At 72.5% G+C, this 15432-nt stretch carries 15 protein-coding genes and 1 pseudogene; 8 read left to right on the top strand and 8 right to left on the bottom strand.

Translation table 11 applies throughout. The features are described 5' to 3' along the window. Positions 1-42: 42 nt before the first annotated feature. The 6 genes and pseudogenes from B073_RS0124950 to B073_RS49365 form a co-directional block, all read right to left on the bottom strand. Entirely contained in the window at positions 43-624 is a 582-nt protein-coding gene (locus B073_RS0124950; protein WP_018540811.1) for a GNAT family N-acetyltransferase, read from the bottom strand. A gap of 48 nt (positions 625-672) precedes the next feature. After that, positions 673-1053 carry a VOC family protein gene (locus B073_RS0124945; protein WP_018540810.1) on the bottom strand — a complete coding sequence of 127 codons (381 nt, stop codon included), beginning with the start codon at positions 1051-1053 and terminating at the stop codon, positions 673-675. A 70-nt stretch (positions 1054-1123) separates the two neighbouring features. Then, entirely contained in the window at positions 1124-1537 is a 414-nt protein-coding gene (locus B073_RS49375) for a lyase family protein (RefSeq protein WP_018540809.1), read from the bottom strand. Between the two features lie 140 nt (positions 1538-1677). After that, positions 1678-1788 (bottom strand): annotated as a pseudogene (locus tag B073_RS49370) (hypothetical protein); the annotation flags it as partial. Positions 1789-1983: 195 nt separating this feature from the next. Further along, a complete protein-coding gene (locus B073_RS0124935) occupies positions 1984-3228 on the bottom strand; it encodes an erythromycin esterase family protein (RefSeq protein ID WP_018540808.1) in 1245 nt (414 codons plus the stop codon). A gap of 34 nt (positions 3229-3262) precedes the next feature. After that, positions 3263-3646: a hypothetical protein gene (locus B073_RS49365; RefSeq protein WP_420706463.1), complete on the bottom strand. Its 384-nt coding sequence runs from the start codon at positions 3644-3646 to the stop codon at positions 3263-3265. On the opposite strand from B073_RS49365, the gene B073_RS49360 reads away from it, so the two are divergent. Beyond that, a complete protein-coding gene (locus B073_RS49360) occupies positions 3567-3956 on the top strand; it encodes a TetR family transcriptional regulator (RefSeq protein WP_420706459.1) in 390 nt (129 codons plus the stop codon). The two genes, B073_RS49365 and B073_RS49360, sit on opposite strands and share 80 nt — an antisense overlap. On the opposite strand, the gene B073_RS0124925 is transcribed toward B073_RS49360, so the two are convergent. Then, entirely contained in the window at positions 3857-4687 is an 831-nt protein-coding gene (locus B073_RS0124925) for a helix-turn-helix domain-containing protein (RefSeq protein WP_018540806.1), read from the bottom strand. The genes B073_RS49360 and B073_RS0124925 overlap by 100 nt on opposite strands. Before the next feature lie 138 nt (positions 4688-4825). Here B073_RS0124925 and B073_RS0124920 point away from each other — a divergent pair, with 138 nt between their 5' ends. Both B073_RS0124920 and B073_RS0124915 read left to right on the top strand, forming a co-directional pair. Then, complete coding sequence (locus tag B073_RS0124920) at positions 4826-5665, top strand: NAD(P)H-binding protein (protein WP_018540805.1); 840 nt, start codon at positions 4826-4828, stop codon at positions 5663-5665. A gap of 595 nt (positions 5666-6260) precedes the next feature. Further along, a complete protein-coding gene (locus tag B073_RS0124915; RefSeq protein WP_018540804.1) occupies positions 6261-8594 on the top strand; it encodes a prolyl oligopeptidase family serine peptidase in 2334 nt (777 codons plus the stop codon). A 24-nt stretch (positions 8595-8618) separates the two neighbouring features. Here B073_RS0124915 and B073_RS0124910 read toward each other — a convergent pair whose 3' ends face one another. Further along, on the bottom strand, positions 8619-9263 hold the full coding sequence (locus tag B073_RS0124910) for a cysteine hydrolase (protein WP_018540803.1): 645 nt from the start codon (positions 9261-9263) through the stop codon (positions 8619-8621). Positions 9264-9622: 359 nt separating this feature from the next. On the opposite strand from B073_RS0124910, the gene B073_RS0124905 reads away from it, so the two are divergent. The 5 genes from B073_RS0124905 (at position 9623) to B073_RS0124885 (ending at position 15429) form a co-directional block, all read left to right on the top strand. Then, positions 9623-10054, top strand: a complete 432-nt coding sequence (locus B073_RS0124905; protein ID WP_018540802.1) for a pyridoxamine 5'-phosphate oxidase family protein — start codon at positions 9623-9625, stop codon at positions 10052-10054. 205 nt (positions 10055-10259) lie between these two features. After that, the gene (locus tag B073_RS0124900) at positions 10260-11777 is read left to right on the top strand and encodes an acyl-CoA synthetase (protein WP_018540801.1); all 1518 of its coding nucleotides are present in this window, start codon (positions 10260-10262) and stop codon (positions 11775-11777) included. After that, positions 11770-13191: a carboxyl transferase domain-containing protein gene (locus B073_RS0124895; RefSeq protein ID WP_078508169.1), complete on the top strand. Its 1422-nt coding sequence runs from the start codon at positions 11770-11772 to the stop codon at positions 13189-13191. Before B073_RS0124900 ends, B073_RS0124895 begins: the two co-directional genes overlap by 8 nt. A gap of 577 nt (positions 13192-13768) precedes the next feature. Next, positions 13769-14971, top strand: a complete 1203-nt coding sequence (locus tag B073_RS0124890; protein WP_018540799.1) for a hypothetical protein — start codon at positions 13769-13771, stop codon at positions 14969-14971. Continuing rightward, positions 14968-15429, top strand: coding sequence for a tetratricopeptide repeat protein (locus B073_RS0124885; RefSeq protein WP_018540798.1), 462 nt, complete (start codon positions 14968-14970; stop codon positions 15427-15429). Before B073_RS0124890 ends, B073_RS0124885 begins: the two co-directional genes overlap by 4 nt. Positions 15430-15432 lie beyond the last annotated feature (3 nt).

Below are 15432 nucleotides of genomic sequence, written 5' to 3'. Positions count from 1 at the left end.
ATTTAGGAAAGCCTAAGCTAACTTTCCGGAGTGGGGAACGGCTCAGGCATCGCCCTGGACGCGCGCGTGGACGTGCATGTCGTGCCAGCCGTCCGATTGCAGATGTGCGCTGCGGCGGGTGCTCTCCCAGGCGAAGCCGGACTTGGCGGCCACCCGGCAGGAGGCTTCGTTGGCGACCGAGTGGGCGAGTTCGAGGCGGTGGAAGCCGGCCTCGTCCAGCGCCCAGGCCGCCAACGTGGCGAGGGCCCGCGGGGCGACGCCGGTGCCGCGGGCCCGCGGCAGGACCCAGTACGCGCACTCGGCGAGGCCGTGGACGAGGTCGAGCCAGCGCAGGTCCATCCGGCCGAGGACGTCGCCGCCCCGCATGACGGCCCACTGGGCGGCCTGCTCTTGTTCCCAGGATCGGCGGGCAGCCGCGATCCAGTCCCGGGCCTCCGCCGGCGAGGTCACATGGTGCGTGTGCCAGCGCCGGATCGACGGGTCTTCGTAGGCGCGTTGGAGGACGGGAGCGTCCTCCGCCTCCCAGGGGCGCAGCAGCACGTCACCGTCGCGGGAGGGGAGGACGGGCTGAGCGGTGACCGAGAGGGTCCCGGCCTGGATGGCGGGTGCGATGGCTAGGGTCATGCGCGGCATGGTCCCTTACGGCCTGGTGCGAAGCCCAGGAGGTGCCGCCTACTCCGCCTTGCACAGGCACAGGCAGAAGGGATGACCGGCCGGGTCCAGATAGACCCGGAAGTCCCGTTCCCCCTCCTCGTGCGGGACGGGCCGGGCGCCCAGTGCGAGCACCTTCCGCTCGGCCTCCTCGATGTCCTCGCGGCGGACATCGAAGTCCAGGTGCAGTTGCTGCGGCACCTCCTGGCCCGGCCACTGCGGCGGACGGTAGTTCTCGGCACGTTGGAAGGCGAGCGTGCGCCCGTCCGGGCCGGCGACCTCCACCCAGTCGAGGCGGCCGTCGTCCACCACCTCCCAGTCGAGCACGGCCGCGTAGAAGCGGGCGAGGGCCCGGGGGTCCGGGCAGTCCACGGCGACGACTCCCAGGGTGATCAGGGCCATGGTGTTTCCTCCGTACGTACGTTGTCGGCTCACCCACCGTTGGACGAGCCGGGCGGGCGGTGGCGGGCGGTCATTGTGCACACGTGAGCGTACGGCCCTCCGGCGACGCGTACCCCGAGCGATCTTCCCGTCGGGCGGTTGAGCCAGCCAGTGGTTTTTCAGGCTCGGCGGCGGCGATGGTGTGGTCCAGGTCGCGCCCATGGGTTTCGGTGGTGAGGCGGATTGCGGTAGCGCCGGCCAGGCGCAGACAGTCCCGCATCGACTGCCACTCGGCGTGCCAGGCACCGGCCGGCCGCTCGTCCTCGGCCAGCATCACCCGGGCCAACACCAGGGAGATCGAGGGGACTTGGAGCGCAGCCGACCGGACGAGAGTGGCCAAGGCCGGGTTCCGTTTGTGCGGCATCGCGGACGAGACGCCCCGGCCCACCGCGGCCGGCTCGGCGACCTCGGCGATCTCGGCGCGGGAGAGGCTCTGGACGCCCACGGCGAACTTGCCGAGCGCCCGGTAACTGTGGCGAGCACCGCGCCGAGCCGGGCAGGGGGGGCGCGCGGTGCGCCAGGGCAGTACCGGATGACGTGGTCCGGCGCGGTGTCCACGACGCGTTGGAAGACCCAGCGCAGGTAGTGCCCGTAGGAGGGGCGGGTCGGGTACGGGTCCGGCCCCAGCGCGGCGGCCTCCGCGAGGACTTCGGGCGGGTACTGGTGCGGGTGCTGGCGGCCGTCGAGCGGGCCCATCAGGGTACCCAGCCCAGGGCGAACAGACGGCCACGGACCCGGCGCACCGGCCGGGAGAGGACCCTCTGCGCTGCGGGCCGACTGACGCGGGCGCCGGCACGGCGTGCGTACCGGCTGCCCTGATCCCAGTATGCGGAATTTCCGTTTGGCCGGGGCCGAAGTGTCCTCGCGGACGTCCGGGAAGCATGGCGCGGACTACGGCAGCCACTGCACCGGGGTCGCCCGGCGGACGTGGACGAGCACGTCGAAGGCGTCGGCGAGGGAGGCCACCGCGAGGTGTTCGCGGGCGTCCCGGGACGGGTCGTAGACACCGCTGATGACCCGGAGCTTCGCCGGTCCGTCCCAGCGGCGGCGGACGTCGGCACGGCGCAGATCCAGCCAGTGGACGGGCAGGTCCACCGCGCCGAGCCGGGCGTCGAGGAAGTCGCCGGCCGGCTCGGGGACGGTGACGACGCCGAGGTCCCCGTGATGGAAGCCGACGGCCACGGAGGCGTAGCCCGCGCCGTGCCGCTCGCGCAGCAGGCTGCCGGTGCTGGGCTGCGGGCCGCGCTCGGAGGACAGGCCCATGGTTCCCCCGGTGGCCGAGGTGTGGGCGATGCCGTCCCAGTAGACGACGCGCAGCCCGGTCCGGCGCTGCTGCTCGCCGAGGACGTCGGCCCACACTGCGGCCTCGCCCGCGTAGCTGCCGCGCCCGGCGACGCTGTGCTCGTGGAACTCCACGATCCGGCGCATCCGGGCCAGGACACGCTCGTCCTGCCCGGCGCCGGGCAACGAGCGGAGCAGCGCCAGCGCGTCCCGGGCGTGCTCGGCGAACGGGCGCCCCGGGTGGATGCCCTGGGCGCGCTGCACATGCTCGTCGACGCGGTGGGCGGTGCGGATCGGCTCCAGGTGGGCGGCCACCTCCGCCAGCCGGTCCGGGGCCGTGGCGCGGACGTGTGCCAGCACCGCGTCGTAGTCCTCGGCGCGCGCCCGCGTCGGCTGGACGCCGAAGATGCGGACGGGATCGTGCGGATGCTCCTGGTTGAAGTCCCGGATCCACTCCAGGGCGGCGGCCGTCTCAACGGTGCGCATCGGGCGCCAGGCGCCGTCGAGGGCGGCAGCGGCCGTGCCCTCACCGGTGGTCACGAACCGGTCGAGTCGAGCGGCGGTGTCGACGCTGTCCTGAACGGCCAGGGCCCGGAAACCGTGCTCCCGGACCAGCCGGCGGAAGAGCTGGTCCTGCACGTCGAAGGTCTCCCGGGCGGAGCGGGTGGACTCACCGATACCGACGATCGTGGTGCCCTCCGCGAGGCTCGCGGCCAGTTCGTCGAGCGCGGCGCCGGACAACGGTGCGGGGTCGGACAGCGGTGCGACACCGGACAGCGGGGCGGGGTCGCGGAGTTCGGGAGCGGCGGCGGGCCCGACGGCAGAAGACTGGGAAAGTTCGATGTCATCGATCATGACATCCAGCCTGGTACCTCAAGTCGACTTGAGGTCAAGGCGGCGCATATCCGCGTCGATCGAGCACCACGGCCTGTCGGCGGCCGGCTTCGACGTGCCGACCGCGCTGCGGCGCGGCTGGTGCTGCGCAAGCCGGAGCACTCGATCCTCTCGACGGACGACGCAGCCGCGCACCAAGGACATCACCGGACTGCTCGGCACGGTCGTGGTCGTGGTCGCGCTCGTGATCGACCGGGTCGGCCGACGAACCGGCACTCGTGGCCACGTTCACCCGCACCGGCCTGGCACCGGCCCAGTCGGCCTTCCAGGAGCAGGGGGCGGACGCCTCCCTCGACGACATCGCCAGGCGGGCCGGCGTCGAGCCGGGCACGCTGTACCGCCATTTCCCCCACCGCGACGCCCTGTTGGCAGCGGTCATCGGCGACACCATCGACGCCCTCCACACCCACGCTCGGGAAGTGCTCGCCACCGACGGCCGCCGAGCAGTCACCGGAAGGCGACGGCATCATCACCCGTCTGCTGCCGTTGGTGTTCGACGGGCTGAGGACGACGACCGGGCCGGAGGCCGCCGAGGCGCCATAACTGGCCAGCTCCGAGCGGCGGCTTCGTGCCTTCGACCGGCGTGCGTTCAGCAGCCCGCCGTCCGCTCCTCGACCCGCTCCCGAAGACCCCGCAGGGCACGGTCCGTGCCGGTGCCCGGGACCGCCGTGTACACCATGACGCGCTGATCGGAATCCGGAACGGCGAGGACCTCGCAGCTGAGTTGCAGGACACCCGCGACGGGGTGGTCCACGGTCTTGGTGACGGTTCGGTTGACGCCGACCTCATGGCGCGCCCACAGGGCGGCGAATTCCCCGCTCTCCCGGGAGAGTTCCGCGACGAGGTGCCGGACGCCGCGATCGTCCGGGTAACGGCCGGATCCCCTGAGGTCGGCGACGAAGCGGTGGGCCAGCTGCGCCCGGTCGGGCGGGGCGAGCGCGTCGGCCCGCCCGGTGAACAGCCAGCGCAGGGTGTTGCGTTCGCGGTCGGGAAGGTCCGCCAGGTCCGCCACCAGGGCGTCCGTCATCCGGTTCCAGGCGAGGACGTCGTAGCGGGAGTTGAGCACCATGGCCGGCAGGGCGTCGAGCTGCCCCAGGAGGCGCAGCGCTCCCTCGTGGGGCGTCCGCGAGCCGGGCGCCGGCAGGGCGGCCTCGCCGACCAGGCCGAGCAGGTAGTTGCATTCGCCGTCGGAGAGCTGCAGCGCCCGGGCCAGCGCGATCACGACTTGGCGGGAGGGCCGGAGCCGACGGCCCTGTTCCAGCCGGGTGTAGTAGTCCAGCGACACGCCCGCGCGGTCGGCGACCTCCGCCCGGCGCAGCCCGCGGGTCTGGCGCCGCCCGCCGTCGTCCAGCCCCACGTCCGCCGGCTGGACGCGGGCACGACGGCTTCGGAGGAATCCGGCCAGCTCTGCGGCGTTCATACCCCAAGGATGCCGGATCGCCGCGCCTCCCCAGGAATGCGGCCCGGCCGCTGCCCCCGGGTAGGACTCCCCGTCCCCTCCCCCTCGTTCATCCACCCGGAAAGACTGCTTCCGTACCAGCCAACACGGAAAGGGGTCATGGTGACGATTCTGGTGACAGGTGGGCGCGGGCACGTGGCGCGAGCGGTAGTCGGCGGCCTGCTGGCGGCCGGAGAGCGGGTCCGGGTGGCCAGCCGCAGTCCGGAGCGGGCGATGGTGCCGTCCGGGGTGGAGACGGTCCGGGCGGACCTGGCCGACCCCGCGACCTTGTCGGCCGCCCTGGAGGGCGTGCGCAAGGTGTTCCTGTACGCGGATGCCCGCGGCCTCGACGGATTCGTGGCGGCGGCCGAGGCGGCCGGCTCCCCGGATGTCGTGCTCCTGTCGGCACTGGGCGCGGACGGGGGCGATCACACCCGCGACCCGATCGTGCGGATGCACCACACGGCCGAGGACACACTGCGCCGGTCCGCACTTGCCTGGACGTTCCTGCGGCCCGGCGCCTTCGCGACCAACACCTTGCAGTGGGCGCCCGCCATCCGCGCCACGGGAACGGTCGAGGCTCCCTACCCTCTGGCGCACGCCGCCTCCGTCCACGAGGCCGACATCGCTGACGTCGCCGTGCTCGCCCTCACCGAGGACGGCCATCGGGGGCGGGTCCATCCGTTGACCGGCCCGGCCTCGGTGACCCAGCAGGAGCAGGTCGACTGTCTCTCCGCGGCCACCGGCCGCAAGATCGTCCTGGCGGAGATCGGCCCTGAGGAGTACCGCGCGACGCTGCACCAGTGGGGCGACGAGGAGATGGTCGACACCCTGCTCGGCCACCTCTCCGATGCCGACAACCGGCCGGCGACGGTGCACTCGACGTACCAGGACCTGATGGGCAGGCCGGGACGCACCTATGCCCAATGGGCCCTCGACCACGCCGACGACTTCCGCTGAGGATCCCGGGCGGGCCGACCGACTTCGGCGCCCACCGCCAGCCGTGCGGTGTACCGCTGCCGCCCCGTGTACCGCTGCCGTGCATTCACCGCTGCCCTGCCGCGCACCGTTGCCGTGCCGTCCTCCGCACGGCCGCGGGCTGCCGGGTTCTGTCACCGTCATGCCGCCCCTCCGCTGCCGTTCCGCTCTGCCCTTCTGTTGCATTCCGCTGCGGCCGACCGTGCCATCCGGGTATGATCCGTTGACTCTGAATCGACCGTCGCCTGTCCGATCGCCACAGGCCGCCGTCGTCCCCGCGCAGACGCCCGGCAGGACGGCAACACGCCGAGGACGGCCTCCCACGCCCGGGCCCCGGCAACGACTTCCGGCACCCGGCACCCGGCACCCGGCACCCGGCACCCGGTTCAACCACCGGTACCACGCTACGAATTCCCGGCTCTGCGACCGGACCGCCCGCACACCCATATCCATCCAGACCCACCCGCCTGGTGACGCCTGCCCTGCGGCGTGCGCAAACTCTGCACGCCGTACACCCCGTTACGAGCCTGCATGCGCCGCCTGCCCTTCGCATCACCGCTCCAAGGAGGAGACCACCGTGAAACACCAGATAACCGACCCCGACCCCAGCACCGGCACTGGCACCGGCACTGGCACCGGCACCGGCACCGGCACCGGCACCGGCACCAACCTGACCACCCGCAACAGCAGCACCAACACCGCCGCCTTCCCCGAACAGTTCGCCCGCACCCGGCGCTTCTCCCTCGGTGTGCCAAGGCAGTTCACCGTCTCCCCTGATGGGCGGCGGGTGCTGTTCGTGCGTACCGGGTCGGGCAGCGATCCCGTCGGACGACTGTGGCAGTACGAGGCAGGCGAGGAGCGGTTGTTGGCCGATCCGGCGCTCCTGGTGGGCGGGGGCGCAGAGGACGTCCCCGAGGAGGAGCGGTTGCGGCGCGAGCGGGCGCGGGAGCGCTCCGTCGGGGTGGTGGGGTATGCGACCGACGCCGCGGTGCGGGTGGTGGCGTTCGCCCTGTCGGGCGCACTGTGGGTGGTGCGTACGGACGGCGGTGCGCCGTTCTCCGTGCCGGCGGCCGGGCCGGTGGTCGATCCGCGGCCGTCGCCGGACGGGCGGTGCGTCGCGTATGTGAGCGGGCGTTCGCTGTACGTCGTCGGGCTGGACGGTGGCGACCGGAAACTGGCGGGGGCAGAGGGGCCTGAGGTCTCCTACGGGCTGGCCGAGTACGTCGCCGCCGAATCGATGGGCCGGTCGCGCGGCTACTGGTGGGCGCCGGACGGCCGCCGCCTCCTGGTGGCGCGGGTCGACACCTCCCCGGTGGCGCGGCGCTACCTCAGCGACCCGGCGGACCCTTCTCGCCCGCCCCAGGTGATCCGCTATCCGTCGGCGGGCACCGCCAACGCTGAGGTGACGCTCCATCTGCTCACTCTGGACGGCGTCCGCACCGAGCTCTCCTGGGACCGCGCGGCGTACGAGTACGTGGTCGATGCGGGCTGGGACGCACACGGCCCGTTTGTGGCGGTGCAGAGCCGGGACCAGAGGGTGGTGCGGACGCTCGCGGTCAATCCGGAGAGCGGTGCCACGGAGGTGCGGCACGAGCGGACCGATCCCGCGTGGGTGGAGCTGGTGCCCGGCACCCCGTCCCGTACGGCCTCCGGCGCCCTGGTGCTCCCGGAGGACGCGGACGGTACCCGCCGGCTGACGGTGGGCGGGCGGCGGGTCACGCCCGACGGGCTGCAACTGGCCGCTGTACTGGGCGTCGAGGGCGAGCGGGTGCTGTTCACGGCGAGCGACGATCCGGTGGAGACCCATGTGTGGTGCCACGAGCCGGGTGCCGGCTGCCGTCGGCTGAGCTGGGATCCCGGCGTCTGGACGGGAACCGGAGGCGGTGGCACGACCGTCCTGGCGGGCCTGACACCGCACGGTCACCAGGTGCACGTCCTGCGGGACGACGACGCTCCGGCCGCCCAGGGACCCACCTCGGTACCCGCCCAGCGGCCCGCACACGACTCCGCACGCAGCTCCTCCCACGAACCTGCACACGGACCCGCGCACGAGCCCGCCCACGAGCCCGCACGGCGGCATCCGGAGGCCATCGCCTCGCTCGCCGAGGAGCCGGTGATCGTGCCGCGACCGATGCATCTCTCCCTAGGGAAGCGGGAGTTGCGGGCAGCCCTGTACTTCCCGTCCTGGCACCAGCCGGGAAGCACGAGGCTGCCGGTGCTGCTCGACCCGTACGGGGGCCCGGGTATGCAACTCGCCGTACGGGCGCGGAGCTGGACCGGCTGCGTGTCCCAGTGGTTCGCCGAGCAGGGCTTCGCGGTCCTGGTGGCGGACGGGCGGGGCACTCCGGGGCGGGGGCCCGTCTGGGAGAAGGCCGTGCACGGCGACCAGTTGGGGCCCGCGTTGGAGGACCAGGTGGACGCGGTGCGCGCGGCCGGAGAGCGCTTCCCCGATCTGGACCTCGGGCGGGTGGCGGTCCGTGGCTGGTCGTTCGGCGGATTCCTGGCCGCGGCCGCCGTGCTGCACCGTCCGGATGTCTTCCATGCCGCGGTCGCCGGTGCGCCGCCCACCGACCAGCGGATGTACGACACGCACTGGAAGGAGCGGTTCCTGGGCCACCCGGATGAGCACCCGGAGAACTACGCGCGCTCCTCCCTTGCCGGCCACGGCCATCTACTGCGCCGCCCGCTGATGCTCATCCACGGGCTGGCGGACGACAACGTCGCCGCCGCGCACACCCTGCGCTTCTCGGCCGAGTTGCTGGCAGCGGGCCGGCCGCACACGGTGCTGCCACTGCCGGGCGCCACACACATGCCGGCCGACGACGCGGTCAACGCCAATCTCCTGCGCGTCCAACGCGACTTCCTCAAGGACGCCCTGCCCGCCCCAGGAGGTGCCACCGCGGCGAGGTAGCGCATCCCTGGCGCCAGGGTCGGGTCAGTGAGCGCGCCGCGGACGCCGCCAGCAGGTGAGGACGTCCTCGGTGGTCGTCACCGTGGCCACCAGCGCCAGGGTGTTGCGGATCATCGCGGGGGTGTAGTCGGCGGGCACCCCCGCGATGGCGTCCGACGGGACCACCACCGTGTAGCCGAGGTTGACCGCGTCGAACACGGCATTCGGGATCGCCACGTTCGCCGAGACCCCGGTGACGACGAGGGTGCGGCAGCCGAAGTTGCGCAGCAGCGGGTCGACGTCGGTGCCGGCGAGCGGCGAGAGCCCGTGCAGCCGGCGCACCACCAGGTCGTCCTCCGACACGGGTATGGGGTCGGCGACGCGCACCGCGGTGGACCCGATGACCTGCCGCACCGGCAGCCGCTCGGCGGCCCGGAAGAGGCGGGCGTTGCGGTTGGCGCCGCGGCCGTCGGGACGGCGTTCGGCGATGGCGTGCAGCACCTGGACGCCGGTGTCGTGGGCGGCGGCCACCAGGCGGGCGATCCGCATCAACGCCCCTGAGGTGCGCGCCTCTTCGGCCAGTTCGGGCAGCGCGCTGTCGGGGCCGATCACGCCGCGCTGGCATTCGACGGTGAGCAGCACCGTCGTGTCCGGGTCCAGCTGCTCGACGAGCCGGGCGTCCGTGGACATCGGCGTTCCCCTCTGCGGAAGTCGCGCCGGCGCCCGCGGATACGGGACGGGGCGCGGGACGGCGGGCCGGGAGGCGCGAGGGTACCGACCATTGCGTCCGCCAGGAAGAGCCCCGATGATTTCTGACACAGCATCAGATTCGTTGAGGGGCGGCAAAGATGACCGAGGCACCCGAGACACCCAGGACACCCGATGCACCCAGGGCACCCGGCATACCTGGCACACCTGTCGCACCGGACACACCTGACACACTCAGCACAGCCGGCCCGTCCGACACAGCCGGCACACCCGGGCCCCCCCGCACACACGGCCCCTCCAGGAAGCCCGCGCCGACACCCCAGCGCCACGGCCGCCGCATCATGATGACCCCGCAAGAGCTGGACGCCTTCCTGACGGCACAGCGAACGTGCCGGGTCGCCACGGTCGGCGGGGACGGCACTCCACACGTGGGCGCGCTGTGGTTCGCCTGGGACGGGACGGCACTCTGGCTGTACTCGATCACCCGCAGCAAGCGCTGGGCACAGCTGCGCAAGGACCCGCGGCTCTCGGTGCTCGTCGACGACGGACACTCCTACGCGGAGCTGCGCGGCGCCGAACTGACCGGCCGCGCGGAGTTCGTCGGCGAGGCTCCGCGCACCGGAGAAATCTGCCCGGAACTGGCCACTCCGGAAAGGCTGTTCGCGGAGAAGTACTTCGGACTCGACGAAATGCCGCACGACGGCCGGCACGCCTGGCTGCGCCTGACGCCGGAGTCGGTGGTGTCCTGGGACTTCCGCAAGATCCCGGGCTGAGCGCTGCCCCTAGGGCGCTTCTGACGGCGGGCACGCCGCCCGCCGTCGCGCGAACCGAGTTATCCACAGGCGGGCAGCGTGTCGATCACAAAGCCTGCGGTCTCTGCGAGAGTGGTCTTCGTCAGCCCGTTCCGCGCGGCGGCGCGTGCGGGATCGGGACACCCGGCCGACCCGGCCGGCAGCCGACGAGACCGAAGGAGACCCGGTGAACGTGCTCTTCCCCGCCCTGCGCGACGGCTCGCCCGCCCCCGCACTGCGCTTCGGCGACCGCGCGCTCGACTATCGCCAACTGGCCGCGGTGGTCGGCCCGCTCACCGAACGGATCGGCGCAGCGGCCCCGGGCGGCGGCGCGGCCCGCATCGCGGTCTGGGCGACCCCGACGCTGGAGACGTCCGTGGCAGTCGTCGCCGCGCTGCTCGCCGGAGTGGCCGCGGTGCCGGTGAACCCGAAGATCGGCGAGCGCGAGCTGGCGCACATCCTGGCGGACAGCGCCCCCGCCCTCGTCCTGACCGAGCCGGACGCCGCCCTGCCCGGCCCGCTCGCCGCGCTCCCCCGCCTCGACGTGGAGATCCCCGCCGAGCCTTCCGAGGAGACCACTCCCCACCCGCTCCCCCTGGAGCCGGGCGACGAGTCCCCGGCCCTGATCGTCTACACCTCCGGCACGACCGGCGCGCCCAAGGGCGTCGTCCTCCCCCGGCGTGCCCTCGCCCACACCCTCGACGCGCTGGCGGAGACCTGGCAGTGGACGGCCGACGACGTCCTGGTGCACGCCCTGCCACTGTTCCACGTCCATGGCCTGATCCTGGGCGTCCTGGGTCCGCTGCGCCGCGGCGGCAGCGTCCACCACCTGGGCCGCTTCAGCACCGAAGGGGTCGCCCGGGAGCTGTCCTCGGACGGCACGATGCTCTTCGGCGTCCCGACGATGTACCACCGTCTCGCCCTCGAAGCCGGCGAGAATCCGGCCCTCGCCAAGGCACTGGGCCGCGCCCGGCTGCTGGTCTCCGGCTCCGCCGCGCTGCCCCTCACGGATCACGAACGCCTCCTGGCGGCCACCGGCCGCCGGGTGATCGAGCGGTACGGCATGACCGAGACGCTGATGAACACCAGCGTGCGCGCGGACGGCCCGGACGCCACCGGCACGGTCGGCGGCCCCCTCCCCGGGGTCTACGTCCGCCTCGTCGACGACGCGGGGCAGGCCTTGGAGGTGAGCGACGGCGAAACGGTCGGCGAGATCCAGGTGCGCGGCCCCAACCTCTTCACCGAATACCTCAACCGCCCCGACGCCACCGCCGCGGCCTTCGACGGCGGCTGGTTCCGCACCGGCGACATGGCCGTGCGGGACCCCGCCGGGAACTACCGCATCGTCGGCCGGAGGGCCACCGACCTGATCAAGAGCGGCGGCTACAAGATCGGCGCCGGCGAGATCGAGAACGCCCTCCTGGCGCACCCCGGGGTCGCCGAAGCCGCGGTCACCGGCGAGCCCGACGAGGACCTGGGCGAGCGAATCGTCGCCTGGATCGTGCCCGTGACCGTGACCGGCCCCGACGCCGCACCGCCCCCCTCCTCCCAGGAACTGGCCGACCACGTCGCCAGCCAGCTGGCCCCCCACAAGCGCCCCCGCATCGTGCACTTCCTCGAAGCCCTCCCCCGCAACGACATGGGCAAGATCCTCAAGCGCGACCTCCGGGCCCCGGCACCCCCGGCTGGAGCCGGCCATGCATGAGCAGCCACCGCACCCCACCACGCCACCGCCCAGCCAACGCCTGACGGCCCGTCAAGCCTTGGCGGCCGCCACCGACTCCTTCACCGAACTCCCCCACCCCGCTCCTGCCATCCCGTCCGCGGGCACCGCTTCGCCTCCCCCCGACGGCCCACTCGGCTGGCGCGGCTACGACGCCTCCCGGGAACGCGCCCGCGCCCGCACCGGCGAGGAGGAGTCGGTGCTGACCACCCTCGCCACGGTCGGCGGCACCGAGGCCGTGGTGCTCTCCTTCGAGTTCGGCTTCCTCGGCGGTTCCCTCGGCGAACGCACCGGCGACCGGCTGGAGGCCGCCTACACCGAGGCCCGCGAGCGGCGCCTGCCACTGGTGTCGCTGATCGCCACCGGCGGCAGCCGCATGCAGGAAGGGATGCGGGCACTGTCCCAACTCCAGCGGGTGACCCGGCAGTCGGCGCTGAACCGCGCCGCGGGACTCCCGCAGATCGCGGTACTCCGCGATCCGACCACCGGCGGCGGCTGGGCCACACTGGGCGCCGGAGCCGATGTGATCCTCGCCCTCCCCAGGGCCCAGATCGGCTTCGCCGGCTCGCGGGTACGCCCTCCGGACGCCGACCCCCACGCCTACTCCGCCGAAGGCCAGTTCGCGGCCGGCCAGGTCGACGCCGTCGTCCCCGCCGACACACTCCGCGCCACCCTCCAACGCTGGCTCCATCTCCTTCGCAGCCCCCAACCCCCACCGGCCGAACCACCCCACCCGGCTCCCGTCCCCTCCGCACTGGGCATTGCCGAGCTAGCGAAGACCGGCTGGGACGCGGTGCTCCGGGCCCGCGCCACCCAACGCCCCCGCGCCGAGACGTATCTACGGGCCTACTTCGACGACTGGGAAGAGATCAGCGGCGACCGCTGCGGCGGACGCGACCCCGGTATGCGCTGTGGTTTCGGCCACCGCGACGGCCGCACCATCGCCTTCGCCGCTCAGTGCGGCACAGCCACCCGCCCCGCCGGATTCCGCACCGCAACCCGCCTGATACGCCTCGCGGACCGCCTCGGCATCCCGGTCCTCACCCTCGTGGACACCCCGGGCGCCGCCAACGACGCGGAAGCCGAGCGCGCAGGCGCCGGCGCGGCCATCGCCGACACCTTCACCGCGCTCGCCACCGCCCGCGTCCCGGTCACCTCGCTCCTCATCGGCGAAGGCGGCTCGGGCGGCGCCCTGGCCCTGTCGGCGCCGAACCGCCTGTGGGCCACCCCCGACAGCTACTTCTCCGTCATCGCCCCCGAACTCGCCGCCGCCATCCTCAAACGCACCCCCTCGGAAACCCAGCACACCGCCGACGAACTCCACCTCCGCCCCCAGGACTTGCTCAACCTGGGCATCATCCAGGCCATCACCACCCCAGGGCCCGGTCTGGGGTAGGAGCAGGGGGCCGAGCCGGCAGCACCTTGAGGGGACGGAGGCGGGCCGGGGCACAGCGGGCGAGCAATCCGGACGGTACGACGGCGATGTGGGTGAGCCGATGATCTGCCGCCGTACTGACACTGGCCAGTGCGTGAAGCGGTAGAGGTGCCGGGCGTGCGCATGTGGGGGCGGGGGCGAGAGGTGCTTGCTGATGACGGCGTCGATACGGGCGCTGCCGGCCAGGGCGCGCCCTGTCCGGCTCATGGAGCGTTGACCGGGAAGGTTCGTCGGGGTGCTGGCCGAGCCGGGTCGGTTGGATGTGAGGGGACGTCTGATCCGGCAGGAGAGGCGCGGTGGCAGGGCCATCCGGGCAGGCAGACTGACCGTTCAAGAAGGCAAGAAGGCAGGAAGGGCAGCGGTTGCAGCGGATCGTGCGTCGGGGTGGCGCCAATATGGTGCGCCGCGCGCCTGACGAAATTCGCTGGCGCGTACAACCTTCCTGCTTCCACTCTGGTCTCCCATACCGGCATCAACCGTACCGAGCAGGAGCAGAAGCATCTCCATCAACCGCAAGGGTCTGGCCGCCATCGGCTGTGTGGCCCTGATATCCACCGCGTCGGCCGCATGCGGCCCGTTCGAGAAGGTCAGTGCAGGCACCAAGGTCCAGCGGGGATTCGAGAAACTGGGTGAGCGGAAGGCGCTCACCGCGGAGTTCCGGATCTCGGCGAACGAGCAGCAGATCTGGTCCGCGCTGAAGGGCTCCAAGGGCTTCCAGCGGGACTACGCCAAGATCATGGCCGGCCTCAGGCTCTCCATGTGGACGGCCCCCGACAAGCCGGTCGAGGAAGTCTTCAAGAACCCGGAGGCCAACGTCCACATCCCGAACGGATTCGCGTTCGCCGTGGAGGGCGGGCAGCCCGTCGTGGACATCCGCTCCGACGGCAAGAAGATGTACCAGCGCATGGACTTCCAGCGCCTCGCCAAGCTGACGCCTCAGGGCAGCGCGAACCTCGCGCGCCAGAAGGGCGAGCTGGACAAGCTGCCGTCACCCCTCAAGGAGATGATGAGCGGGCAGTGGGTGGCGTACGACGTCAAGGACTTCGAGGAGTTCGCGAAGAAGAAGCAGCCCGGCCTCGGCGGCCCCGGCGCCGGCCCCGCCGCCCAGCTCACGGTCGAGGACCAGAAGAAGGTGATGGACGCCTTCGAGGAGGCGTTCCTCGACAACGCCGACCTCAAGGACGCGGGCAGCAAGGGCGGCGCGGACCACGTGACGGCCACCGTGCCCGCGAAGAAGGCCATGACGGCCCTGGCCAAGGGGCTGGAGCCGCTCGCGGACAAGAACCCCTCCTTCGGCTCCCTGAAGGACAGCGTCAAGGACGTCCCCGAGAAGGACATCGCGCTCGACATCGCCCTCAAGGACGGCGCCGTCTCCGAACTGACGCTGAATCTCGCCCAGTTCGCTGACGACGACAAGAAGGTGGGCGGAGAGCTGCCGCTGACCATCGAGCTCAAGGGCGAGGCCACCGCGTTCCAGGCTCCGTCCGACGCCAAGATGGTCAAGCCCAAGGACCTGGAGCGGGCCGTCAGCCAACTGCAGTCGGCCGAGCAGCGCGACGCCGGTGAGGGCGAGGACTCGGCCGGCGGCAGCTCCGCCGAGATCGAGCAGCAGCTGGAGAAGATGCGCAAGCTGGAACGGGAGAACCCCTCCCCGGAGATGACGAAACTCCGCCGGCAGATGGAGGACCTGCTCGAAATGGCGCGCAGCGCGGAAGCGCGGCAGCACACCCGGCAGGTGTGAACGCGGACGCCCCCGCCGATGCCTGGGCGGGGGCTTCCGGGCTGTCGGGCCCGGGCTTGCCCGGCCGGGCGGGTGCTCCGGAGGACGGCGGCAGGATCAGCGTCCACGCCGCCCAGCACTTCTCCGACATCCGGGGACGCACCCTGGACTGGGTCAACCCCCATGAACTCGCCCTGACCGTCACAGCGGACCTCGACAACCGCCTGGCCCGTGCCGAGATCCTGACCAGCCTCGCCGTAGCCTGCCGGCACGCGGGGCGTCACGAGGACGCCTTCAACCGGGGGCTGGAGGCACTGGCCCTGTGCCAGGAGATCGGCGACGCGTGGGGCGAGGCCGTCATCCTCACCAACTTCGGTATCGCTCAAGGGCAGTTGGGGCAGAGCGAGGCGGCCATCGACCTCCATCAGCAGGCCCTGGCCCTCTACAGCGGCATCGACGCCCCTGGGGCGAGGCCCTGAGCT

Origin of the sequence: Streptomyces sp. MspMP-M5, from assembly GCF_000373585.1 — a bacterium.
Lineage (GTDB): Bacteria > Actinomycetota > Actinomycetes > Streptomycetales > Streptomycetaceae > Streptomyces.
The sequence above is the reverse complement of the archived record's forward strand: the minus strand, read 5'-3'. Positions and strand labels throughout refer to the sequence as shown.